At 40.2% G+C, this 21,435-nt stretch carries 30 protein-coding genes and 1 pseudogene; 17 read left to right on the forward strand and 14 right to left on the reverse strand.

All coding sequences use genetic code 11. From position 1 onward, the window contains the following. Window positions 1-139: 139 nt before the first annotated feature. The 5 genes from KUH03_RS30090 to KUH03_RS30110 form a co-directional block, all read right to left on the reverse strand. A complete protein-coding gene (locus KUH03_RS30090; protein ID WP_257088047.1) occupies window positions 140-910 on the reverse strand; it encodes a gamma-glutamyl-gamma-aminobutyrate hydrolase family protein in 771 nt (256 codons plus the stop codon). A gap of 16 nt (window positions 911-926) precedes the next feature. Next, complete coding sequence (locus tag KUH03_RS30095) at window positions 927-1,655, reverse strand: YggS family pyridoxal phosphate-dependent enzyme (RefSeq protein ID WP_257088048.1); 729 nt, start codon at window positions 1,653-1,655, stop codon at window positions 927-929. 211 nt (window positions 1,656-1,866) lie between these two features. Further along, window positions 1,867-2,160: a GNAT family N-acetyltransferase gene (locus tag KUH03_RS30100; RefSeq protein WP_257088049.1), complete on the reverse strand. Its 294-nt coding sequence runs from the start codon at window positions 2,158-2,160 to the stop codon at window positions 1,867-1,869. A 284-nt stretch (window positions 2,161-2,444) separates the two neighbouring features. Continuing rightward, window positions 2,445-2,612 carry an FMN-binding negative transcriptional regulator gene (locus KUH03_RS30105; protein WP_257088050.1) on the reverse strand — a complete coding sequence of 56 codons (168 nt, stop codon included), beginning with the start codon at window positions 2,610-2,612 and terminating at the stop codon, window positions 2,445-2,447. A 56-nt stretch (window positions 2,613-2,668) separates the two neighbouring features. Then, window positions 2,669-2,827 carry an FMN-binding negative transcriptional regulator gene (locus KUH03_RS30110; RefSeq protein ID WP_257088051.1) on the reverse strand — a complete coding sequence of 53 codons (159 nt, stop codon included), beginning with the start codon at window positions 2,825-2,827 and terminating at the stop codon, window positions 2,669-2,671. Between the two features lie 153 nt (window positions 2,828-2,980). Between KUH03_RS30110 and KUH03_RS30115 the strand changes: the two genes are divergently transcribed. Together KUH03_RS30115 and KUH03_RS30120 are read left to right on the forward strand one after the other, a co-directional pair. Continuing rightward, entirely contained in the window at window positions 2,981-3,196 is a 216-nt protein-coding gene (locus tag KUH03_RS30115; RefSeq protein ID WP_257088052.1) for a hypothetical protein, read from the forward strand. After that, entirely contained in the window at window positions 3,157-3,480 is a 324-nt protein-coding gene (locus KUH03_RS30120; protein WP_257088053.1) for a GNAT family N-acetyltransferase, read from the forward strand. Before KUH03_RS30115 ends, KUH03_RS30120 begins: the two co-directional genes overlap by 40 nt. Window positions 3,481-3,517: 37 nt before the next feature. Here KUH03_RS30120 and KUH03_RS30125 read toward each other — a convergent pair whose 3' ends face one another. Both KUH03_RS30125 and KUH03_RS30130 read right to left on the reverse strand, forming a co-directional pair. Further along, entirely contained in the window at window positions 3,518-4,168 is a 651-nt protein-coding gene (locus tag KUH03_RS30125; RefSeq protein WP_257088054.1) for a DMT family transporter, read from the reverse strand. A gap of 61 nt (window positions 4,169-4,229) precedes the next feature. Further along, window positions 4,230-4,397 (reverse strand): annotated as a pseudogene (locus KUH03_RS30130) (hypothetical protein); the annotation flags it as partial. Window positions 4,398-4,496: 99 nt separating this feature from the next. Between KUH03_RS30130 and KUH03_RS30135 the strand changes: the two are divergent. The 4 genes from KUH03_RS30135 (at window position 4,497) to KUH03_RS30150 (ending at window position 5,947) form a co-directional block, all read left to right on the forward strand. Beyond that, window positions 4,497-5,006 (forward strand): GntR family transcriptional regulator, encoded by a 510-nt coding sequence (locus tag KUH03_RS30135; protein WP_257088055.1) that lies wholly within the window; start codon window positions 4,497-4,499, stop codon window positions 5,004-5,006. Continuing rightward, window positions 5,003-5,509, forward strand: coding sequence for an aminotransferase class I/II-fold pyridoxal phosphate-dependent enzyme (locus tag KUH03_RS30140; RefSeq protein ID WP_257088056.1), 507 nt, complete (start codon window positions 5,003-5,005; stop codon window positions 5,507-5,509). The genes KUH03_RS30135 and KUH03_RS30140 overlap by 4 nt, the downstream gene beginning before the upstream one ends. Further along, window positions 5,506-5,730 (forward strand): hypothetical protein, encoded by a 225-nt coding sequence (locus tag KUH03_RS30145; RefSeq protein ID WP_257088057.1) that lies wholly within the window; start codon window positions 5,506-5,508, stop codon window positions 5,728-5,730. Before KUH03_RS30140 ends, KUH03_RS30145 begins: the two co-directional genes overlap by 4 nt. 91 nt (window positions 5,731-5,821) lie before the next feature. Then, the gene (locus KUH03_RS30150) at window positions 5,822-5,947 is read left to right on the forward strand and encodes a hypothetical protein (protein ID WP_257088058.1); all 126 of its coding nucleotides are present in this window, start codon (window positions 5,822-5,824) and stop codon (window positions 5,945-5,947) included. A gap of 193 nt (window positions 5,948-6,140) precedes the next feature. Here the strand turns inward: KUH03_RS30150 and KUH03_RS30155 are convergent, their stop codons facing one another. Further along, window positions 6,141-7,346, reverse strand: coding sequence for a mechanosensitive ion channel family protein (locus tag KUH03_RS30155; RefSeq protein WP_257088059.1), 1,206 nt, complete (start codon window positions 7,344-7,346; stop codon window positions 6,141-6,143). Window positions 7,347-8,096: 750 nt separating this feature from the next. Between KUH03_RS30155 and KUH03_RS30160 the strand changes: the two genes are divergently transcribed. The 11 genes from KUH03_RS30160 to KUH03_RS30205 all read left to right on the forward strand — a co-directional run bounded on the left by KUH03_RS30160 (window position 8,097) and on the right by KUH03_RS30205 (window position 15,390). Then, the gene (locus KUH03_RS30160) at window positions 8,097-8,831 is read left to right on the forward strand and encodes a DUF4964 domain-containing protein (RefSeq protein ID WP_257088060.1); all 735 of its coding nucleotides are present in this window, start codon (window positions 8,097-8,099) and stop codon (window positions 8,829-8,831) included. Further along, window positions 8,822-9,199 (forward strand): DUF5127 domain-containing protein, encoded by a 378-nt coding sequence (locus KUH03_RS30165; RefSeq protein ID WP_257088061.1) that lies wholly within the window; start codon window positions 8,822-8,824, stop codon window positions 9,197-9,199. Before KUH03_RS30160 ends, KUH03_RS30165 begins: the two co-directional genes overlap by 10 nt. Before the next feature lie 5 nt (window positions 9,200-9,204). After that, window positions 9,205-9,438, forward strand: a complete 234-nt coding sequence (locus KUH03_RS30170) for a DUF5127 domain-containing protein (protein ID WP_257088062.1) — start codon at window positions 9,205-9,207, stop codon at window positions 9,436-9,438. A gap of 23 nt (window positions 9,439-9,461) precedes the next feature. Further along, window positions 9,462-9,935: a glutaminase domain-containing protein gene (locus KUH03_RS30175; RefSeq protein WP_257088063.1), complete on the forward strand. Its 474-nt coding sequence runs from the start codon at window positions 9,462-9,464 to the stop codon at window positions 9,933-9,935. Continuing rightward, on the forward strand, window positions 9,928-10,557 hold the full coding sequence (locus KUH03_RS30180; protein ID WP_257088064.1) for a DUF1793 domain-containing protein: 630 nt from the start codon (window positions 9,928-9,930) through the stop codon (window positions 10,555-10,557). The genes KUH03_RS30175 and KUH03_RS30180 overlap by 8 nt, the downstream gene beginning before the upstream one ends. Before the next feature lie 391 nt (window positions 10,558-10,948). Continuing rightward, complete coding sequence (locus KUH03_RS49345) at window positions 10,949-11,260, forward strand: WGR domain-containing protein (RefSeq protein WP_373564511.1); 312 nt, start codon at window positions 10,949-10,951, stop codon at window positions 11,258-11,260. Continuing rightward, window positions 11,155-11,430, forward strand: coding sequence for a DUF6493 family protein (locus KUH03_RS30185; protein ID WP_257088065.1), 276 nt, complete (start codon window positions 11,155-11,157; stop codon window positions 11,428-11,430). Before KUH03_RS49345 ends, KUH03_RS30185 begins: the two co-directional genes overlap by 106 nt. Window positions 11,431-11,435: 5 nt before the next feature. Further along, the gene (locus tag KUH03_RS30190; RefSeq protein ID WP_257088066.1) at window positions 11,436-12,410 is read left to right on the forward strand and encodes a DUF6493 family protein; all 975 of its coding nucleotides are present in this window, start codon (window positions 11,436-11,438) and stop codon (window positions 12,408-12,410) included. 23 nt (window positions 12,411-12,433) lie between these two features. Beyond that, complete coding sequence (locus KUH03_RS30195) at window positions 12,434-12,631, forward strand: hypothetical protein (RefSeq protein ID WP_257088067.1); 198 nt, start codon at window positions 12,434-12,436, stop codon at window positions 12,629-12,631. Beyond that, window positions 12,604-13,983 (forward strand): DUF6493 family protein, encoded by a 1,380-nt coding sequence (locus tag KUH03_RS30200; protein WP_257088068.1) that lies wholly within the window; start codon window positions 12,604-12,606, stop codon window positions 13,981-13,983. Before KUH03_RS30195 ends, KUH03_RS30200 begins: the two co-directional genes overlap by 28 nt. Window positions 13,984-14,055: 72 nt before the next feature. Further along, window positions 14,056-15,390, forward strand: coding sequence for an SWIM zinc finger family protein (locus KUH03_RS30205; protein ID WP_257088069.1), 1,335 nt, complete (start codon window positions 14,056-14,058; stop codon window positions 15,388-15,390). A gap of 225 nt (window positions 15,391-15,615) precedes the next feature. Here the strand turns inward: KUH03_RS30205 and KUH03_RS30210 are convergent, their stop codons facing one another. From KUH03_RS30210 to KUH03_RS30235, 6 genes are all read right to left on the reverse strand, one after another. Next, window positions 15,616-16,140 (reverse strand): DUF1062 domain-containing protein, encoded by a 525-nt coding sequence (locus tag KUH03_RS30210; RefSeq protein ID WP_257097447.1) that lies wholly within the window; start codon window positions 16,138-16,140, stop codon window positions 15,616-15,618. Between the two features lie 472 nt (window positions 16,141-16,612). Next, window positions 16,613-17,530 (reverse strand): ABC transporter permease, encoded by a 918-nt coding sequence (locus tag KUH03_RS30215; protein ID WP_257097449.1) that lies wholly within the window; start codon window positions 17,528-17,530, stop codon window positions 16,613-16,615. Window positions 17,531-17,544: 14 nt separating this feature from the next. Then, a complete protein-coding gene (locus KUH03_RS30220; RefSeq protein WP_257088070.1) occupies window positions 17,545-17,802 on the reverse strand; it encodes a hypothetical protein in 258 nt (85 codons plus the stop codon). After that, window positions 17,789-18,664: an ABC transporter permease gene (locus tag KUH03_RS30225; protein WP_257088071.1), complete on the reverse strand. Its 876-nt coding sequence runs from the start codon at window positions 18,662-18,664 to the stop codon at window positions 17,789-17,791. Before KUH03_RS30225 ends, KUH03_RS30220 begins: the two co-directional genes overlap by 14 nt. 140 nt (window positions 18,665-18,804) lie before the next feature. Then, window positions 18,805-18,954, reverse strand: coding sequence for a hypothetical protein (locus tag KUH03_RS30230; RefSeq protein WP_257088072.1), 150 nt, complete (start codon window positions 18,952-18,954; stop codon window positions 18,805-18,807). Window positions 18,955-19,521: 567 nt separating this feature from the next. Continuing rightward, complete coding sequence (locus KUH03_RS30235; RefSeq protein WP_257088073.1) at window positions 19,522-21,411, reverse strand: histidine kinase; 1,890 nt, start codon at window positions 21,409-21,411, stop codon at window positions 19,522-19,524. Window positions 21,412-21,435 lie beyond the last annotated feature (24 nt).

Raw genomic sequence — 21,435 nt, forward strand, 5'->3', positions numbered from 1 at the left:
AATCGTTCGGTTCTCTCGGTTTGAATAAATCATGATGGTTTCATACCTCGTTCCTAAAATCTGCTAAATCTACTACAGATGATTTGCCGTCGGTCATTTTCAAATCCGTTGTACATGCACTGTAATGTTGGATTGCTATCTATGGCTGAGGAACCGGATTTGGATTGCTTCGATCCGTTCTAAAAATTGTTTTTGTATGTTGATAGGCAATTTCCAGCTGATCGAGAAACTGAAATAGCTTATTGTTCATCTCGGTGTAGTCGTAACTGCGGATTTGATCTGGAGTCTGCACAAATTTATGTAGTTTGCTTTTGTGTAAAAGATCTGTCTCTGCCTGAATCAGCAATTCGACAACTTCCGCATTGAGTTCCATATGGCACTGAAAGCCATAAACCAGGTCGGTGTACCTTACGATCTGTCGTGGACAACCTGCACTGACCGCAAGAACTTGACTGGCTAGACTGAGTCCCGGCATATCATTATGCCAGTGACCGACAGGTAGAAATTCGCCAAAATGCCCAACTTTCGGATCTGCCAAACCGTCTTGGGTAAGTTGGATACCAAAGACACCTATTTCTTTCTCCGGACTCGGTTCGTATGTTGCCCCTAGGGCTTCACCGATCAATTGTGATCCTAGACAGACCCCAACAACGGCTTTTCCAGCATGTATACATTGCCTGATTAATGCGATTTCAGCCCGTGCATCATAATAGGGATATTCCTGTTGAGACGAATCCGGACTTTGAGGACCACCCATAATAACTAAAAAGTCTATCATCGTGCCGTCTTGTGGTAGCGCTTCATATTGATATACCTTGGAGAAACTCGTTTTATGGTGTCGTGCTAATGCCCATTGCAAATAGGCTCCCGGAGCTTCAAAATCTTCATGCTGTATAAAATGTACTTTCATAAGCGCTATTTTTAAATCAAATTCTCGTTCCAATAATAACTATCGGGGTATTTCGCTGTCCGAATATCGCTGTACCTACGCGTACAATAGTTGCGCCTTCGGCAATCGCTATTTCCAGATCCCCACTCATTCCCATGGATAATTCTTGCATCGATACATTCGGAATATCGAGCATAATGATTTGTTGTTGAATCTGTTTGAGCAACTGGAAACACTTACGGACTTGATCAGCTTCGGCACTCAGGAGGCCGATCGTCATCAATCCTTTTATGTGTAAGCTGTTCAGAGGGGCGATCTGCCTGACGAGGTCAATGACCTGATCTGGGTCAGCACCATATTTACTTTCTTCGTAAGATGTATTGACCTGGATGAGTATATCAATGGTTTTATTTTCGGCTGTGAGTCGCTGATGGAGCTTTTGAGCTAAATCGAAGCGGTCTACAGAGTGCACACAGGAGACATTATATTTCAGGATTTCTTTGATTTTATTGGTCTGTAAGTGTCCAATAAAATGATTGCGATGTGGAATTTCCTTCAGGTCTTCGTATTTCTCCTTTAGTTCCTGCACTTTGTTTTCGGCAATCAAAGTCTGTCCGGTTTTTAACGCAATTTTAATACGATCCGATGTTACAGTTTTTGTTGCGAGCAATAATGTTACTTCTTGCGGATCCCGGCCGTTACGCTGGCAAGCCTTTTCGATACGCTGGAGTATCGTTTTTATATTGTCACTGATAGTCGCATTCATAGTTTGAAATTAATTGTTAATGACACTTTTTTTTATCAAAATATCAGTTTGCTCATCGTCTCCTAATCTAAAAATATGTTTATCAAAAGCGACAAAACCATTTTTGTTATAGAAACTAATCGCACGGGGATTTTTCTCCCATACACCCAACCAGATAAAGTCTACGTTTTTAATTTTGCGATATCCAATGCTTTTTCATAAAGAAGCTGCCCTACTTTTTTCTATGAAATTCTTGTAATACATAGATACGTTCTATTTCCAGTGCATGCTCATCTTGTAGTTCTGTTTGCGCCTGTTCACTGTTTATTTTGAGGTAGCCAATGACCCTATTACCGAGTTGTGCAAAATAAAACTCCGACCCTCGATTGCTCAATTCAGCCAATAATGTTTCATTCGAGAATTTTTTCGCCATGTATTTCCTCATATTTTCTGCTGTATTGGTTTCGGAAAATGCCTCGATGAAGGTCTGCTGACTTATACTTTGCAATAGATCAATATTAGTCATTTTCACTTTGAGGATTTTTATATTTATTGAATTTTTGTCCATGTGACCGTGTGTAATAAATTAAGACTGTAAGTTTCTGATAGATTTAGCGATGCTCTTTTCGATCGGATTGCCTCCTTTTTCTAAATATGTCGCAATACGTTCCCTTTCGATAGCTGTTTTGTTCTGACTGATCTTTTTTGTCCCCGTAGATCCGTAACTTCCAATTCGAAGGCGACGATGCCGCGCATCATGCCCTTTTAAAACGATCCGAAAGTCCTCGCCATTGGTTTAAATAAGCACTGTCATGTCTTGATCATCTGTTCAAGCACTTCTGTTTTTTCGTCCTCATTATTTATAATCCGTGCTGTTCCGTAGGCATGTACAGCGATATAGTCCCAGGTTGGGACGCTTTCCTCTTTGTCATAATGCATAGGGGATATGTAGGCATGTGGTTCTGAAAAAATAACCAATGAAGTGTTTTCTACGATATAGTTGGCTTGCTCATTTGCAACAGCAAAATGCGAACTTAAAAGAGCTTATCTGCATGTTCCTTGATCTGAAAGGGAAGTTGTGTTGCTATAGGGATATTGTCTTTTATGGATACAATCGTTGCAAAACTATATTGTTTCATAAATGTGATCTGTTCCGTATATTCTTCAAATTGAAAATGTTTGGGTACGTACATACAATGGGTATTTTTTTGATCATATCAAAAATAGAGCTAAAGTGATGGGAATAAATGGTCCAAATTCAATAAAGCGGATAGTCCAGTGACAATTTTCGTGGGTTTAATCGAGATTGTTGGTTATATTTACCTTTGGTGATAGTAAAAGAAGAAATGAAGAAAGAAAATTACGTATTGCAGCGCTTGGCTCCAGCACAATGGGAAGATTACAAGAAGGTTAGGCTAGAAGCGTTACATACAGATCCCGGGGTATTTGGAAGTAATTATCAACGAGAGGGGCTTACAGCCAGCGGGATTGGGTGGCACTACTTGAGAATCAAAATTGTGCGATGTTTGGACTATATGATCAAGAGGATATCATTGGATTAACGGGCGTGGTCGTGGACCGTGATGATGCCTCAAATGCTATTCTGATTGCTTCTTTTGTTCGCGAACCTCATCGCGGAAAAGGACTGTCAAAATTATTTTATCAGGCACGTATTGCATGGGCCCGCGAAAAAGGATGTGCACAGATCACCGTATCGCATCGCGCGGGGAATGAATCGTCAAAGGCAGCAAATCAAGCCTTTAATTTTACCTATACGCATTCCCGTGAGGTTGAATGGCCTGATGGTACTGTCGCAGCTGAACTGATGTATGTGTTGGTTTTATAATTGTCAGCTGACAAGGTCTGTTGCGCTTCATGTCTTTTTATTTGGCAAATTTTTTAGCGCCACCCACGCAGAGTATGACACCAATGGTAACGAATAACATCCCGATATTCACTTCTTCGTGAAGTAGGCTAGCAGCTAAGATTAGACCAAAGAAGGGTTGAAGGAGCTGTAGCTGTCCAATAGAGGCGATTCCACCTTGGGCTAATCCTTTATACCAAAAGATAAAACCGATAAACATGCTAAAGAGGGAAACGTAAACAAGACTTATCCAGGCTCCGATGCTTACATGGGCTACAGTGGTTGGAAGAAAAATATAAGTCAAGGGCAGAGCTATTGGTAATGAAAATACCAGTGCCCAGGAAATTACTTGCCAGCCTCCCAATGTCTTTGAAAGCTTGCCCCCTTCGGCGTAGCCCAGTCCACAAAGAATAACAGATAATAGCATGAGTATATCACCAGCAGGAGCGGAAGATATACCTTGCTTGAGGGCGTACCCGACAACCAAAAGACTGCCTAATATCGAAAATATCCAGAACACCGGACGGGGACGCTCGCCACCACGAATGATACCAAAAACTGCAGTTGATACGGGAAGTATACCTACAAAGACAATGGAATGCGCGGAAGTCACATAACGTAGGGCCAAGGCACTCAATAAGGGAAAACCAATAACTACGCCCAACGCCACAATACCAAGGGATAAAAACTGTGTTTTTGAGGAATTTTTCCTTGTTGATCAATAATACGATAAGGGCGAGTATACCTGCGATAGTAGCGCGGGCTACGGTCACAAAGAATGGATCTAAATCTAGGACTGCTATCCGTGTTGCAGGCAATGATCCACTAAATATAATGACGCCAAGTAAACCGTTTAGCCAGCCATTTGATGATTCCGTTGTTTCTGTATTGATGCTCATTGTTAGATTATCTAAATTTTGATACAAATCTCGCGAATAGTCAAGATTGAGTACAGTTACAGTTTTTGTTTAATTGATGGATACAGTTATATTTACAAGATGGGAAAAGACTTTCTATACAGTGTTTTGGCTCAAAATATAGCGAGTAAAATAAAAAATGGTGTTCTCAGACCCAATGAACGGTTACCATCGGTGCGCGTGTTGAGTAAAGAACATGGTATCAGTATGAATACAGCTAAGCGGGTATTCCTCGCGTTGGAGGCGCAATCACTAATTTATTCGATACCGCAGTCGGGATATTTTGTTAACGCATTGAATCAACATAAGTTACAACTTCCGGAAACAGGTCAAATACAGCTTATAGCGGATAGTGTTGAGCCCAATGAGCTGATCAGTAGCGTCTACGCGAATATGGGTCGTAAAGACCTAACCTTGTTTTCCATCGGTGTTCCCTCAGGAGATTTACTGCCTTTGGCTAAATTAAAAAAGGAAATCGTACTTGCCACCCGGGAATTAGATGCCGGCGGCGCTGAATATGAACCTTTACAGGGGAATCTGAAATTGCGTAGGATGGTAGCGGCCCGTTCCTGGGCTGGGATGGTCGATTGACAGCGGATGATGTCATCACAACGAATGGTTGTATGCATGCTTTGTCGCTCTGTCTGATGGCATTGACCAAGCCGGGAGATACCATTGCATTGGAGAGTCCCTGCTACCCCGGTATTTTGCAATTGGTTCTGAGTTTGGGATTAAAGGTTATCGAATTGACCTGCGATCCAATGTCGGGGATTGATATCCGTTCGCTTGAACGCTTACTGCCCGAGATCAATGTTTGTCTACTTGTGCCCAATTTCAATACCCCATTAGGCTATTGTATGCCCGATAAAAATAAAATGGAAGTGGTCAGGTTACTTGCTAAGCACGCTGTTCCACTGATTGAGGATGATACTTATGGCGATATCTATTTTGGGAGTGAACGACCCAAATGTTGTAAAACCTTTGACGAAGAGGGCAATGTGTTATGGTGTGGCTCGGTATCAAAAACATTGGCCCCGGTTACCGGGTGGGCTGGGTCGCTGCGGGGAAATACAAGGATCAGATTCTCCGCTTGAAATTAATCCATGCCTTGTCGTCCACAACATTAATTCACGAGGCAGTGGGTAATTTCTTAATGACCGGAAGATATGATCATCATCTCTATGATCTTCGGAAAACATTGCAGGAAAACTATCAACGGTTTGCCAATGTGATCGCGGAATCTTTTCCGGAAGGGACGCGGATCAGTAGACCCCAAGGAGGGTTAGCACTTTGGGTCGAGTTGCCAAAAACATAGACACGACAAAGCTTTACAACTACGGATTAAAAAAGAAAATGAGTATTGCTCCGGGAGAATGTTCACCCTGCAAAATCAATTTCAAAATTGTATGCGTCTCTGCTTGGGACTACCCTGGACGGATGAACTACGTTTTGCACTGGTACAGTTGGGAAATCTCGCCAAAATGATGCTACATGCCAATAAAAGTGATCCAGAAATAGATCACAGACCTTAATATTATTTATCTGTGTTTTTAGGCTGGTATTGTGGTACATGATCCAATTTTGCAAATAGATGTGGGCCATTCATTTCAATACCTGCTGCTAGGAAGTCATTGAGAATATGTTGATAAATCTCGGATTTGGCCAGCTCAATTTCCCCAGATTTGGAAATATAAACATTCAGCTCGTAGAGGACATAAAAATCGTCTAGTTTTTTTGTAATACAAATGGTGCCGGAAGTTGATTGACACGTGCTATACGTGTGGGAATATTTAAGAGCAATTCGTGTATACGTTGCCAAGGTTCTTCATAGCCCACTGTGAGTTCAACCTGAAAACATATTCCTTCTTCTGAAAAAGTAGAATAGTTAACCGTATTGCCCGATAGGATGGATGAATTTGGAATGGTGATTTCCTCATTTTTAATTGTCCTTAGCCGGGTTACCAAGGGTGATTTTTCAATGACAACACCTGTCTTATCCGCAATTGTGATCCGGTCACCGATACGGAAAGGGCGCATATAGGTAATGACAAGACCCGCAATAATATTGGAAATAGCTGAGGATGATCCCAAAGAAAATAGTACTCCGATAAAAACAGATATCCCTTTGAAGATGTCTGAATTGGCGCCCGGAAGATAAGGGAATACAAGTACCAATGTAAAGGCCTGTAATAGAAACCGGACAATGGTAAATGTAGGCATAGCAAACTCCCGGTGAAAGCCATTGACCTCTAATTTACCTTTATCAATCTCATTAAAAATATATTTTACAAACCTTACCGCATAACGCATGACAAATAGAATGACAAAAACAGTGATCAGATTTGGAATATAATCCCAAATGGCGAATACCGCTTTTTTCAGGGGTTTGGTAAAAAGTCCGATCAGATTGGAGGCCCAGCTTTGCGTAAACGGAAAGACGCTGAAAACAATGGGAAGCATGATGAAAGCGATCAATACAATCAGTCCCCAACGCGCAATATTGATTGTGTTAATGAAAATACGGGTTTTCTGAACGGAGGTAAGGAACACGTAATTTTTGATCTTAACATCTTTGATCCGCTCTGTACGTTCGGCCAATAGACGATTCGTGCCATATCTTTTTAGTCTATTGATAAAATACACCAAAATCGAAAAGACCACAAGGATAAGGAGGACAAGTCCTGTACGGATCAGCACTTTGGTAATGCTATTGTCCGCTCTTTCCTTACTGATGGCCTGTTGGATAAGCTTGAGGTATTGTGTGGCAATCTCTTCTTTGCTTTTCCCTTCCAGTAGGGCATCAAGTTCTGTGATGGAAGTAATGATCAGATCTTTGTAAACAATATCGGCGCTGATTTCGTTGTTTTCAATTTTGAAGGAATCTACTTTTACAAAATCATCTTCATAGAGATTCTCAATTCTGCTGACCACATTGTAGGCGCGATCTTTGGCTAGGGATGAACCTAATTTGTTATAGATATAAAAGAGGGTGTCATTAAATGGTGCGACAGCATAACGCTTGGTGTTTTTTTGATCGAGTCAACTTTGATTTTTAACTGTTGCTTGCGCAGATTGTTTTCTTCGTCAAAATTATTGAGCTGCTGTTTTAGATTTTCTTTCTTGGGACTATTCTGACTTTTGAGACTGGCGATTTCATGCTGTAGTTTCTGACGTTCGAGTGAATCGTTGATCTGTTGTTGTCGGATATCATTTAATAAGGTGCTTAAACCAAGTTCTTTTTATTGATTGAATCGTTCTCCTGTGCATAAAGCCCAACGATTGTTGAACAAAAACACAGTATAATTGTAAAGAAAAAAATGTAAAATCTTCTCATATTCTCCAAGGTAAAATTGATTCCAATCTATCAGCCTGACCAATCTGATCTTGATCGGATAGCCAAAGATAATAATGTTTTTTGTTGAACCCAGTTATCGGATGTTCTAATCTTTTTCGATTATCTTTTTTATCCGGTAATCTGTGGGGACTTGCTGCAATATGATATAAATTGCATATAAAATGATACGAAGAGGCTGCTGAATGTCAGTTATTCCAACGTTATTTGTTGTGAAGCTTATATTTTTCTTTAGGCATTTTTAATGATTCTTTTTATGCCTGAAAACAGCTAGATCGCTAATTTTATCAAAATATATGATTAAACCTTTTAAAAAACCTATTTTTAAGATGAACAAACTCGGAAAAGTGAGTATTTGTTGCTTGTTAGCTTGTATATCGAGCTTTTTTGATGCACAGGCGCAACAAAGAAAAGCTCCAGCTTACCCATTGATTACCCACAATCCAAACTTTAGTATCTGGTCAATGACGGATCAGTTGAATGCATCAACCACCAAACATTGGACCGAAGCAGATCATTCGCTCTTGGGACTGATTAATGTCGACGGCAATATTTATCGTTTTCTTGGTAAGGAGGAACCCAATTATAAAACGATTCTTCCCACTGCGGAAGATCAGTCTTTTACTGTACAATATACCGAGTCTAAACCCGAAGGAGATTGGCAGTCCTCTTCTTATAAAGCCAGTGGCTGGAAATCAGGTGCTGCTCCTCTGGGAGACGATCAAAAACATGTCAAGACTTTGTGGAAATCGGATGATATCTGGGTACGTCGTGCCTTTAATGTGACCGACCCGCAAGGCATCAACGAACTCTTCTTAAAATTAAACCATGATGATAATGTCGTGGTGTTTTTAAATGGGAAAAAGGTTTATGAAAAGGCGGGGTGGACAAACAGCTTTCAGTATTTGCCGATAAATAAGTCGGACCTAAAGGCGGGTCAAAATCAGATCGCTATTCATCTGCGCAATACTGCCGGAGGCCGTTTTCTTGACTTTGGACTAGTAGATAGGCTTAAAGAGGGGGACCTAAAATACAAACTGCCGTACAGAAAGATGTGGAGATAACAGCCACGCGTACCATATATAATTTCCAGGCAGGCAAAGTCGATCTGAAGCTCACATTTACATCGCCGCTGTTGATGGATGATCTTAATCTATTGGCTCGTCCTGTATCTTATATTACTTATCAGGTAAAAGCAAATGATGGAAAACAACATGCTGTAAAAGTCTTTTTAAGTGCGGCATCCAACATTGCGGTTTATAAACCATCACAGGAGGTCGTTGCTAAAAAATATGAGACTGACAAATTAGCTATTTTGAAAACAGGAACAGTCGAACAACCTATATTGCAAAAAGGAGCCGATGATATGCGTATTGACTGGGGCTATTTTTATGTTGCCGCACCCAAAAAGATCAGTCGAAGCAGTTTGTAAGTCCAATGGCAACAGCTGTGGATGACTTTAGAAAAGGGAATACAAAGTCAACAAGTACAAAGGGAACAGCATTATCTTTGAATACAATCATTCCTTTTGGGACGGTGGGCAATAAAGAAGTTGAACGTTTTGTTGAACTTGGTTATGATGAGATTTATGCTATCCAATATTTCAAAAAGATCTGCGGCCTTGGTGGAATAATTCTGGTCAGGAAACGATTGAAAATCAGCTTACCTTAGCAGCCAATGAATATCGCTCAGTAATGGACAGATGTGTTGCTTTTGATAAACAGGTTTACACAGATGCGTTAAAATCTGGCGGAAAGGAATATGCCCATTTAACAACGCTGGCCTATCGTCAGAGTATTGCTGCGCACACCTTGGTGAAAAGTCCACAGGACGAATTGCTCTGGTTGTCCAAAGAGAACAACAGTGGTGGTTTTATTAATACGGTCGATGTCACTTATCCATCGGCACCTTTATACCTGATCTATAATCCGGAATTGTTGAAGGGCATGTTGACGGGTATCTTTTACTTTAGTGAAAGTGGCAAATATCCTCACCCTTGGGCAGCACATGATCTAGGTACATATCCATTGGCCAATGGACAGACTTATGGTGAGCCAATGCCGGTCGAAGAGTCTGGAAATATGATTATTTTGACCGCTGCGATTTCAAAAGTACAGGGGATGCAAGCTATGCACGCAAGCACTGGAAGACGCTCACCACTTGGGTAGACTATCTTGTAAAGATGGTTTCGACCCTAAAACGCAATTATGTACAGATGATTTTGCAGGCCATCTCGCCCGTAACGTAAACTTATCGGTAAAGGCTATTGTGGGAATCGCCTGTTATGCGCAAATGGCTGAAGCAATCGGCGAAACTGAGACGGCGAAGAAATATCGTGCCATTGCAGAGGAGATGGTGCCAAAATGGATGGAAATGGCAGATGCCGGAGACCATTACGCGCTGACATTTGACGATAAAAATACCTGGAGCCAAAAATATAATCTGATTTGGGACAAGGTGCTGGGACTAAATCTGTTTCCACAGAAAGTCTATAACACGGAGATCAAGTATTACCTCACCAAGCAAAGTAGATTTGGAATTCCATTGGATAGCCGAAAAGCATATACCAAAAACGACTGGATTTTGTGGACTGCTACATTTGCACCAACACGGGATGAATTCGAAGCTTTGGTGCATCCGGTTTACAACCATGCGATCCAAACAGAATCTCGTGTTCCACTAAATGATTTTTACGACGCGAATACAGGGATACGTGAGAATTTTAAGGCACGTAGTGTTGTAGGTGGTTTTTATATGAAGATGCTATCGGATAAACTTCAGCAAAAATAAGCAGCGAAAATATCCATGCTTTAAACGAAGTACAAAAAATGGATTGATTCCAAAATCATTGGATGGATAAACAAAATTACCTTTTTTATAGCAGAGCCCGGTATTCCGCCGGGCTCTTTTCTGTTTGGCTTTTTTAAATCTGGTATTTGCGTTCTCCACCAAGCTTTTGTCAACTATTCAATTTTTGGAAGGTTCGCTTTCACTTGATAGACGACTTCTTTATTTTTTTGCGGTAGACTATAAATTTTTAAAAATCACTGATTTCCGTTATCTTGTAGATACATTGAAAATGTATCTTTGAGTGAGTCACCTGTTGCGTAAAAGCCAATTTGCCATTTGATAGTGAGTTGTGTTGTGACAGGATTGTCAGCTTTAATAAATCGGAATCATTATGTTTAGACATTTAAAATTAATTGACGGATCATCGGATAAATTTTGGCAAATAGAAACCAAGGGAAATAGTCATACGGTAACTTACGGACGAAACGGTACCGACGGACAATCGAAGACAAAAGCCTTTGATTCAGATGAAACTTGTTTGAAAGATGCTGAGAAATTGATTGCGGAGAAAATAAAAAAGGTTATTCGGATGATGGCTTGTCGATCGTCGCTCCCACAGAGAAAAAAGGAGCTGCCCAATCCAAGCAAGCTATTGCCGATGAATACCTTGAACTTATTCGTCAGACAAATATTGATGGTCTGATTCCATTTCTTGACCGACATTTAAAAGGGAATGTCGAGTTTATCAAAAAAGAAATCCGAAAAGCAAAGAAATATTGGTTATCATGGACGGATCTTTCCAAAGAACCGGAATTTAAAAACACGCCAATTACAATTGGGGGCAACGTGCGGATCAGGCGCAACAACGACTGATTGCATTGAGTGCATTGGCGACTTTTTCGTTGAGTGATACGACGACCTGGACTGAATTGATAGATCCTTTAAACTCACTGCATATCTCCTCGGTAAAAAAGGTACTGGATTGGGCAAAACCAAGTTGGTTGGCAGACTATGCCGCGGAACAAATGGTTAAAAATGAATGGATGGCGATTACCTATGACAACATCCGTTTATTGGAAGAGTGGGGCTACTTTGAATTTAAACCTGAAGTCTACGCACGTTCATTGGGCAACGCCCCAAATCTAGGTTATAATGAACCGGAGAAGAAAGCCTATTTGGATAGATTGATTGAAGACGAGAAGGCTTATACACGTGATGTACCTTTGTTGCTTGCCTACGAAACGAATCTGCAAAACAACTATTTGCGTTATGATTATCAGACGCAGGAATCGGAGTTGGTATGGGACTATGTTTTCCCGAGATTATTGGAACAAGGAAAATTGGATACCGATCTTTTTATACAACAACTCTTTGAAACGCAGACAAAAGATTGGAATATTAATCTCAAAAGCTTTTTCCGAAAGCTTCTGACGAAGTTGAATATTAATGATGCGGTAATTTTGCAACATCAAAACCATCTTTTCCCCTTATTGCATCATGAGCAGGCTGCGGTCGTTAATTTTGCCATTGATCGACTGAAGCCTCTGATCGGAAGCTCGGAATTGGACAGCAATGAGCTTTTATCTTGGTTGGAACCTGTTTTTATGCGTAATGATTTGAAAGGAGGTATCAAGACGCTTCTGATCCAATTTGACAAATGGCTGAAACAGGAAAAAGAACTTGCTTCGGCTGTATGTTCGGCGATTACTCCCATCTTTATGTTATCTGATCTTTCGCTACAGGAACGCGCGGCAAAATTGATTGCCAAATATGCTGCTGTGGAGGATGAGGAGATTAAAATGAGGTTGACGATGTATGCCACGCAACTCATGGGGATATCAGTAGTCAACTAAAGCCTTGGCTGGAAGAGGCTCCGTTGAGTGAAGCAGAAGTATTGTCCCCATTGCGGGGAATGGATGAAGTGTATGAATATGAAGCCCCAAAAGGGAATGATATACACCTCGATCAACCAATCACTTATCTCGCCAATTGGAGTGATATCTTATTTCATTGGGGAAAGATAATCAGGGAGGGGATCCTTTGGATATGGAATTGCTTATCCATGCCTGGTTAACCAAGCGGGATGAATTTCCAGCGGATTATGTCAGACAACTGGATCCTTACCTCAAACAGTTAAAGAGTGGTTACAATGAGGCTTCTTATGCCAGTTTATTTGGTAACGTGCTGCTGAATATTATTTATCAACCCAAGACGATATATCGCTATAAGAGCCGTTATAACAGTGAATTCAGATCGATTTCGATTTTGGATCATTTACTGGCTATATTTCAAGGTCGTTTACAGCAAAATGTTGCTGTTTCATTGCTCAGTACGCCAAGTCATGCGCCTTATTGGGTATCAGCCGAGGTCTTAATCGATCGGATCATTGCGCATGAGCAACAAGAGGTTGCCATAGATCCTGTCGATATAGCTATTGCAATCAGTAGGATGCCACGTATAGATGGCGAAGATATCAAGGCACAATTACAGCATATCCAAACGGCGGAATTACGTGAGTTGCTCGCATTCGCCTTGAGATATACTGACAATATCAAGGTTGGGGAAGGAAAAAACTGGCTTCAACGTCTATTCAAAAAAGAAGGCGATGAAAAGGAGTGGCTGGCCGTATGGGCAACGGCTGCGCGGACACGGCAGCCGGACGGAAAGTTTCCTGTATTCGAGACCGGAGCCTTAGCCAGTTTTCCTTTTGTGGTCGAATCTTATCGTCCCAGCTATCAGATTAAACCGAATTACAATACGAGCTACGATTATAAGACAAAACAGAATGAGCAATATTTGATCGGTCAGGAATTGGCTATTCCAATGCCTACTTATCAGGAAACACCGACACCATTATTGTATGCAATGGATGTTTATGCCACCCGGAAAAATGAATATTTTTATTACGTGAGCGAGGCTGATATCCGCTATTTTTTTAGCTTGACTCCCCAGGTGGCTGAACCGCTAAGTCTCGTGTTAAATTGTCGTTTCAATTCCTATGCATTGGAGACTTCGAAGACCATACCAGCGCTGTTGACGGCCTTGTTGGATTATCATGGCGCTACTGATCCAAGCACACAATTGTTTATCGCCTGTAGCTTATTGACGAAAGAAAAGAATACACGTACTTTGGCAGCGGAATTGGTCATGCAATGGGTGGAGAAAGGAAAGCTGGATGTTCAGACACTGGGTGATTATCTGGGTGATTTAATAGGTAAAGCCTACGCACCTATAAACCGTTTTCTGGATTTGTTTGAAGTAGTCCGCGACATCAGCCCGATTCACAACGATGCATTATATCAACTGTTAAAAAGCCTGCTGTTGCGTGTCAGCTGGGAAACAAAAATGCCAGCTAATTTTAAAAAGCTGATCGAGCAAACGTACGACCTTGCGCTTCGTCTGGGCAAAAAGAGGATAAACAATTGAAGGAAAAAATCGCGGAATGGGAAAAAGTTGCAGCGTTAAAACCCATTGTATTAAAATTTAATAAACTGTAAAATGGCATTAAAAGATTTAGAAGTAAGCTTTGCACGACCATCGATGCTGGCCGAACGAAATGGAATACAACAGCTCGTACTTGCTCATCAGGCAGAGTTGCAAGATGTCAATGAAGTGCCCTGTTTTTTCTGGGGCAAATTGGTTGATCCTTTATTGAGTTCAAAATGTTTATTGACGTTATCTAAGGTCGTTCGGTCGAGTTTTGGCCCTGTACCACCGAGTTTAAGAGATCCAATTGTTTCTGCTGGAACTGAGCAGCTTCGCTTTGAAGGTTTCTCCTCCTGTAACGGTGTGTATGCACGACTGGATCTTTTGGAAGAGGCGATAGATGGAGAATTTTTGGCCGCTGGTACAACAAATGTTGATTTTAATGAACCGATGTTAAATGCATTGAATAGCATCAAAAAGTCAGAATCAATGGTGATGGGAGTCGGCGAAAAGGAAGTTTCACTGCACAGTGATGGGGACTGTCGTAGAAAGAAAGGTCACGCTACCTTTGCGATGGGTCAAAGGATTGACCAGTGTACAGTGGTATCTTGCCGAAATGGAAGAAGTTTTTGTCTTACAGAAATTGCAGGTCGTCCAGTTATTTCAAAGTATTCCACGAGGTTCGGTCAAGGGAACTATTACTTGAGCAAAAGGGGGAATAAATTCTTGTTTTCACCATTGAAGAGTGCCGATGCAGTACAAATTGGTGGTATCCAACGTCTGCGACTATTGGAATCATTGTTACCTTATGTTGACCTGATGCGTGTATATCAGGCTGCAGGTGGCGAATGTGTCTGTGTGGTGGCTGATTTTGGAAAAATGCGCATGACTCTGGCGCTCTCTCCGGACAATTATCGCGGGTTTTCAGGTGAAGGGAATGTACTGGAGAATATGGTGCAGGAGGTTCCGCAGGAATGGATTTACGGACTTAATAGCCTGCTGAAATCTAATGAACTATTCAACCCAACCCTACTGTCGATAGAGCATGATATCGCCTTTGATACCATGGATAGCTTAACTGCCTCATTATCGTCCATCGGATTATTGGGGTATGACATGCATGAGGCAAAACACTATTATCGACGGCTGCCATTTAAAACAGAACGCATATTGTCGCTTAATCCCCGTTTAAAGAATGCGAAAAAATTATTGCAAACTGATAGCGTACAGATTATACGGCGGGAAGGACGGATATTGGAGGCTCGGGTAGAAGGTTCGGGTGTGCAGCATACCGTTTTAATTGAAGGGGAACAGGCGCGATGTACCTGCAATTGGTATACAAATCATCAGGGAAAACGCGGTGTATGTAAGCATGTCTTGGCGGTGAAAATGCAGTTGAAAGATTAAATTGTCAACTATTCAAATCGTAGGAGGATGCCTTTATTCTTTGGACTGCTTTTTTGAATTATTCGCAGGATTAAGGAGCATATAAAAGGTGAATTTTGATAAATGATACCAAATAATATTTTGGATCTTCAGTCTGATAAAAAAATAGGGTTTAAGTTCTTGATGAATTTAAACCCTATTTTTGTTATTCATTGAATTTAAGGGAAACCCAAATTAACCAATCCGTTACTGTATACTTTGGATCTTGTTACACAGTATGCTTTTTAGTTTTTTACAATCAATTTCTATGCGGTCTTTGTTTTTTAGCTTATGCTTTTTCTGTAGGTGTTTTCCCGCTACTGTAATTGCTTCTTGCATGATTAGTTGATCGAGCTGCCTTGAGGAAAGGTTGAGACAGGTACGAATGAGGGTTGATAATCTAAGTTGGAAGTCAAAGGGATAATCAACCTCGAATGTTAAGATCCTTTCATTCAAAGACAGCAATTCATCGCTTGAAATCTGGTCATATTGCAAAGCATAGGCTACTGTAGCTAAATCGGCTTCCACCTTATTCTTTCTTCTCATTTCTTCGGAAAACGCATATTTCCAAGCCAGTTCTGTATCGTTATTTTGAAATTTGTTGAACAATATACTGTCTATTGCAGTCGGTCGGGTACGTGAAAATATAGTCAAATTGTATGTGCTATCGCATTTAACACATCGATAAATCAACCATACGTCAACGTTTTTTTCTGTGCATTTATTCTGAATTTTTCACTGCAATAAAATTGTTTACTATCGCAGTGGCTACATGATTTCTTTAGTAGTGGTGTATTGTTTGGACCGACAGTCCATGAATATTCCTTTTGCATTATTTATAGTCGTGCTTAATATTCTTTGTTAATTTTTTTGATATTATTCACGATGTTTCTGCTATTGCAACACGAGGGTATGGATAGCTTGCATAGCAAAAAAGAAATATTTGCTATAACAGTAGGGTGAATAATAAAATCAAATGAAAACCTGTTTGGATAGGATTATCCAAATAAAAGAATGATTAGCCTGTGGTTTGTGAGGCTAACTAAGCAACTATAAATTTAAGAATTGTGTTCAAAACGTAATCGTTTGGTCTATATGCTAAGTTAAGTAATTTAGTTGAAATTACTAAGAGAGGTTTTTAATAACAACATTTCACCGACAGCAATACGATATACCCTGTTTCGGTGAAATGTATGAAAGGTATTTATTCATCTTTTAAACTATTGACCGGATTTATTCGTCCTATTTTTAACGCATGGTAAAAGATGGTTCCAAAAGCAATCAACATGCTGGCAATTCCTGCGAGTATAAATATCCAAGCCTGAATACTGATTCTGTAATTGAAGTCCTGTAACCAGGTGTTCATGGCCCACCAGCCAATAGGGCAGGCGATTAGAATGGCGATGAAAATAAGTTTTATAAAATCAGTGGATAACAATTTTATAATTCCTAGTAAACTGGCTCCAAGAACCTTCCGGATGCCGATCTCTTTTGTCCGTTGCTGGGTCACAAATGCGGCAAGTCCAAATAGGCCCAAACAGGCAATAAATATCGCTAATCCTGCAAAGGTTGAGACAATAACCTGAGTACGTTGTACATCTGCATATAACATGGCGAATCCTTCATCCAAGAAGGTGTATTGGATCTTTTGATTTGGAGAGAATTTGTTCCAAACGTTCGTGATTTCCTGAATACTTTGTTCCATTTTGTCCGATTTAAGTTTGATGGACATCATATTCGGACTACCACCAATAACCAATGCCAGCGGTTTAACATCTTCATTGCGCATGTTTCCAAAGATAAAATCTTCGACTACAGCAATGATTGTATAAGTTGCATAATTTCGAATTTTTGCACCGATCGGATTTTTGATATTCAACTCTTTTACCATCTTCTGATTGACTATTATCGCTGCGGAATCGGTTGGCATGTTCATGTTGAAATTACGTCCTTCGAGGATTTTGATGCCAAAGGTGGCGATATAATCATCATCAACAATCCAGTTCTGACCGCCTACACCCACGTCTTGATTTTGTCTACCATCGTTCCAAAATGAATTTCCATTACGCTTTACGCCATCCATTGTAACTGGTAGGTAATCACCAATAGAGACAGAAGCCACACTGGACAATTCCTTTAATTCGTTTTTAGTAATCTTTGCTTTCCATCCAAAGTGCCTGTTCCTCTTAATATGAGCACCTGCTCTTTATTGAACCCCAGGTCTCTATTTAAAATATATTTTATTTGTTGGTTGATGACCAAGGTGCCAATGATCAGGATAATAGATGTTGCGAACTGGAAGATAACAAGTCCATTTCGAAACCAGTTGCGGCTAGATTTTAGATTTAGGTTTCCTTTTAATACAGCAATCGGTTTAAATTTAGAAAGATACATTGCAGGATAAATTCCGGATATCACAGCGATCAATAAACCGAAGACGACCAGGGCGGGGATGAAATACCAGGTTGTCAAGGAAAAGCCAAGGATTTGCCAGCAATCTGATTAAAAAGGGAAGTAGAAGCACTGCGAAAAATAAGGCAAATGCAATCGAGATTCCACTGTATAAAAATGACTCCGTCATAAACTGTATAATGAGGGCCTTTCGACCGGAACCGATTGTTTTTCGGACACCAACTTCTTTCGCACGTGTAGTAGCATTGGCAGTAGACAGATTGATAAAGTTGATCATCGCGATAATCAATATAAATATTGCTATTCCACCAAAAATATAGACCAATCGAATATCACCACGATTTTGGCTTTCAATCTTATGCGTTTGCACATCATTGGAATATAGATGAATCTTTTCCAAGGGCTGTAAGGTCATTCTTGCAGTATTCCAAATCTCTTCATTGACCGTCATACCTGCTTTAATCATAGCGGGTTTATAATGATCCTGAATGTAAGATTTTGTTATTTTCTTTTCTAATTGTTGTATATCGGTCCCTTCTCTGACTTTAAAATAGGTTGTATAGTTGGAGGCCAGCCAATTTAATTTTTCACCTTCATAAGGCTCATGACCACTTAAAGTCATAAAGAAATCAAATCCATATAGATTGGAGTTTGTGGGAATATCATCGATGACTGCCGTAATGGAATACTCGTTTGACTTATCATTATTTAAATAGATGCGTTTTCCGATCGGATTTCCGTTAAACAGTTTCGCTGCTTTCCGCTTGGTGATGACAATGGTCTTTGGATTGTCAAGCGCATGGCTTAATGAACCGAAGATTGTCTTGGTTGGGAAGAAATCCATAATCGCTTGATCCGCAAAACAGAAGCCTTCTTCGGAAAATAATTCGGCATTACCAGTTGTGGCGACTTGATTGGTTCCTGCACCAAAAAGTGGATTTGTTAATAATCTTCCGGAGGCAATAATTTCTGGAAATTCTTCTTTTAAAGTAGCACCGGCCGGAGCCGGTAGCGATAATCCTTTAGAACAGTATTGTCTTTATTGACCACGCCTACGACCCTGAAAAGTAGGTTAGCATCTTTGTAGAATTTATCATAGCTCAACTCATGCTTTACATATAAAACAATAAGCATACAGATCGCTATGCTAAAGGCAAAACCGCCTATTTTTATTAATGAGAAGAAGCGTTGATTTTTTAAGCTTCTCCAAGCAGTTTTTATGTAGTTTTTAACATAGCGGTATCAATTATAAATAGATGACTATTTCATGTGAAAATAGAATTGCAATTGATTTGCCATTGTTTTAGTGCATTGATTTTCAGTGATTTATTTTGTGTTATTGGAGAGAGAGACTGTTCATATTCGAACATGTTTTTGTTCAGATGCGGACAATTATACACTGCAGTCAGCGTCGACATGTAGTCTATATGCTCGTTTGTTGAAATAAATTCATTGTATCAACCTTCGTTGCAAAAAATAGCAAGGCAATGAGCAGGCATATTTCTATAACAAATAGTAGCCTGATTTTTCCGATGGAATAGGAGAAGGAGTCTTTACAATGGTATTCCTAAGTAAGCGAGTTTTATCTTTTTGGTAAAAAAGGAAAATTGCAATACGGGCCAAATCAATGCGATAATGGTGGCAAGTATAAAGAGTCCGAATTGAAATATAAAAAATAACCAAATCATTGTCTTAAAAAATTCAGGAGGTGACAGGTATCTGCAATTTGACAAGTGTCCCGCCTTCAGGATTTTTCGTGATTTTTATGCTTGCTTTCCTACCCAAGAGTTGCATCCGTTCGTGGCTGATTGTTCCAGAGAGTGAGCGATGTGGAGTTTCTTGGATATTTGGTTCAGACTTACCGCTATCAAGGATGTCCACCGATAAAATATCGCCATCCAATTGAAAATGAATGTCGATATTGCCTTTACAGGTTTCGAGATCAATGCCATGTAGTAGGGCATTCTCTACATAAGGCTGTATCAACATCGGAGGTAACATGATAGCACTCAGATCCTGTTCGTCTGGCTGTGTAATATGATAGGTAAAAGCATCTTCAAAGCGCATTTGTTGTAAGGTCAGATAATTTTCCAGTGTTTCGATCTCTTCATTTAAAGGCACCAGATTTTCTCGACTTAACTCCAGATTGCTCCGCAACAGACGACTGAAGCGATTGAGATATTTGATGGCACTTTCTTTCTTATCTAATCGCACAAAACTCTGTACTGCTGCTAAGGTGTTGAAAATAAAATGTGGTTCCATCTGTGTGCGCAATAGTTGTTGTTGCAGCAGGACTTTTTCTTTCTCCTGGCTTAGGCGTCGCTGACGGAAACTATAGTATAGAAAGAATAATATAATAATCAATAAGATAAGACCCAAAGAGGATATGACCAGCCACAGACGATTTTGCTGTAATTGTAGTTTATTGATCTTAATGCTTTCATTCAATGTGCGAATGGACTGATCTTTGGCCTGTAGTTGATACAATGCATTCATTTCGGCAATAGCTTGTGTGTTTTCCGAATGATAGACATTTTTCTGTAATTGAACGATATTATCTAGGACGGCTATTGCTTCTTCCTTTTTGCCCTGTAAGCGGTACAGTTCGGCTAAGCTTTTTTGAAAGAGTATTTCATTATGCGGAAAGATCAATTTGGTGAACTGTTTTCTAAGATGTTTAGCTTTTGTAATATATTGAGCTGCTTGCACAGGCTTCTTAAATAACACATAAATTACTGCAACATTACAGTAGTTTACAAATAGATTATTCATCAACACAGAGGACTCCTTGATATTGCTCAGTCGCTCATCAATTTCTATTTTCAGTAGCTGGTAATGTAGCAAAGAATCTTGCTGTTGTGTTGTTTCAAAGTATTGTATTTTCGAATCGTATAAAAAACTGATATTATACTTATCTGGAAATAGTCGGTGGAGTTGTTCTAGTTTGTGGAGGTATGGCGCTATTTCTTTGGCGGGCCTCTGCAATGAATTTAGTGTATAAATCATCTGCACGAAAGCACGCTGGCGATTGATATGCTCCTTTGGAAGCGAATCTGAGAGATTGAGGGCCGCTCGATTCATTTTTTCAGCGAGATTGTATTGAAACGAACTTAGGTTATTTTGTGCCGCAGAGAGCAATATAGCCGATTTCGCTTCGGCAGAAAGTCCTGCGGTGCTGTCCGAGAGAACGATCGCAGCTGCTTTGTTGTAGTAATAGCCTGCTTCGCGTTCTTTTGCTTCGGCACTACGGATATTGCCAATACCATTGTAGATAAGTGCTTTGTATTTTAGATTACCGGCGGTAGGTTCGATCAATTCAAGTGCCTGCTCTACAAAAAAGCCTGCGGAATCTTGCTGGAGCATGGCATATAGCCTAGCGGTGTTGTATTTAACTTTTGCAAAGAATACGGTGTCATTTTTTACGTTAGGATTTTCACCGAGTTGTCGCCAAGCTCTCTTGAGTGAGTCGCCGTTCGTCGGTGTCAACCTTATGTCTTCGAGCTCCTTTATCTGTGCTAAAACAGCATCATGGTCTCGGGAAGAAAAAGTCGGTTTTTTGTCGCAAGCTACAATATGTAAAATAAGCAGCAAAAGAAAATACTTCGTAACAGATAT

The organism is Sphingobacterium sp. E70, assembly GCF_019285695.1.
GTDB lineage: Bacteria > Bacteroidota > Bacteroidia > Sphingobacteriales > Sphingobacteriaceae > Sphingobacterium > Sphingobacterium detergens.

Bases quoted from the DNA above. Each gene is read 5' to 3' on its own strand.
- KUH03_RS30090 (WP_257088047.1), bottom strand. From the start codon at position 910: ATGAAAGTACATTTTATACAGCATGAAGATTTTGAAGCTCCGGGAGCC.
- KUH03_RS30095 (WP_257088048.1), bottom strand. From the start codon at position 1,655: ATGAATGCGACTATCAGTGACAATATAAAAACGATACTCCAGCGTATC.
- KUH03_RS30100 (WP_257088049.1), bottom strand. From the start codon at position 2,160: ATGACTAATATTGATCTATTGCAAAGTATAAGTCAGCAGACCTTCATC.
- KUH03_RS30110 (WP_257088051.1), bottom strand. From the start codon at position 2,827: ATGTACGTACCCAAACATTTTCAATTTGAAGAATATACGGAACAGATC.
- KUH03_RS30115 (WP_257088052.1), top strand. From the start codon at position 2,981: ATGAAGAAAGAAAATTACGTATTGCAGCGCTTGGCTCCAGCACAATGG.
- KUH03_RS30120 (WP_257088053.1), top strand. From the start codon at position 3,157: ATGTTTGGACTATATGATCAAGAGGATATCATTGGATTAACGGGCGTG.
- KUH03_RS30135 (WP_257088055.1), top strand. From the start codon at position 4,497: ATGGGAAAAGACTTTCTATACAGTGTTTTGGCTCAAAATATAGCGAGT.
- KUH03_RS30150 (WP_257088058.1), top strand. From the start codon at position 5,822: ATGCGTCTCTGCTTGGGACTACCCTGGACGGATGAACTACGTTTTGCA.
- KUH03_RS30160 (WP_257088060.1), top strand. From the start codon at position 8,097: ATGAACAAACTCGGAAAAGTGAGTATTTGTTGCTTGTTAGCTTGTATA.
- KUH03_RS30170 (WP_257088062.1), top strand. From the start codon at position 9,205: ATGGCAACAGCTGTGGATGACTTTAGAAAAGGGAATACAAAGTCAACA.
- KUH03_RS30175 (WP_257088063.1), top strand. From the start codon at position 9,462: ATGGACAGATGTGTTGCTTTTGATAAACAGGTTTACACAGATGCGTTA.
- KUH03_RS49345 (WP_373564511.1), top strand. From the start codon at position 10,949: ATGTTTAGACATTTAAAATTAATTGACGGATCATCGGATAAATTTTGG.
- KUH03_RS30200 (WP_257088068.1), top strand. From the start codon at position 12,604: ATGGAATTGCTTATCCATGCCTGGTTAACCAAGCGGGATGAATTTCCA.
- KUH03_RS30205 (WP_257088069.1), top strand. From the start codon at position 14,056: ATGGCATTAAAAGATTTAGAAGTAAGCTTTGCACGACCATCGATGCTG.
- KUH03_RS30220 (WP_257088070.1), bottom strand. From the start codon at position 17,802: ATGTATCTTTCTAAATTTAAACCGATTGCTGTATTAAAAGGAAACCTA.
- KUH03_RS30225 (WP_257088071.1), bottom strand. From the start codon at position 18,664: ATGGATTTCTTCCCAACCAAGACAATCTTCGGTTCATTAAGCCATGCG.
- KUH03_RS30230 (WP_257088072.1), bottom strand. From the start codon at position 18,954: ATGCTTATTGTTTTATATGTAAAGCATGAGTTGAGCTATGATAAATTC.